At 49.8% G+C, this 773-nt stretch carries 1 pseudogene; it reads left to right on the forward strand.

The annotated features are described in order from the left end of the window. Positions 1-773: pseudogene (locus R7Q46_RS26525) on the forward strand (hypothetical protein); the annotation flags it as partial.

Below are 773 nucleotides of genomic sequence, written 5' to 3' on the forward strand. Positions count from 1 at the left end.
TTGCCACCGATTTTGATGGTGATACGACCACGGCAACCATTCCAGTCACGATCACGGATGATGCACCAATCATCGATAATGTTGTGCCTCTGGCTGTAGACGAAGATGATTTATCAGGTATTGGCTCAGACCAAACTGACGCTGTGTTTGTGGAAGGCGCGTTCACGACCACTCAAGGCTCAGACCGTGTGGTGAGCTACCAACTTGATTCAACTTCGGATCCTGTCGCAGGTTTAACTTCTCAAGGTGAGCCTGTCACTTTGGTAGAGACTGCGAATGCTGATGGCAGCTTTACTTACGTGGCTACCGCGGATGGCAATCCTGTCTTCACCATGAATGTGAATGCTGACGGTACATACAACTTCCGTCTGGAAGGGCCGGTCGATCACGCGTTAAACAGCGATGAATTAGTACTGAACTTCCCAATCATTGCTACAGACTTTGATGGCGATACGACGATTGCGACCATTCCAGTCACGATTACTGATGACGTTCCAACCATCGATAACGTTGTTCCACTCACGGTGGACGAAGATGACCTTGCCTCAATTGGCTCAGACCAGAACGATGATGCGTTTATGTCGGGCTCTTTCACCACAACTGAAGGCTCGGACAGCGTTGTTAAATACCAGCTTGATGCAACCGCAGATCCAGTAGCAGGGTTGACCTCTCATGGGGAGCCTGTCGTGCTTGCTGAAACTGCTAACGGCGACGGCAGTTTTACTTACACAGCCACAGCAGATGGCAATGCCGTATTTGAATTGGTGGTGAAG

The organism is Vibrio sp. 811, assembly GCF_033339195.1.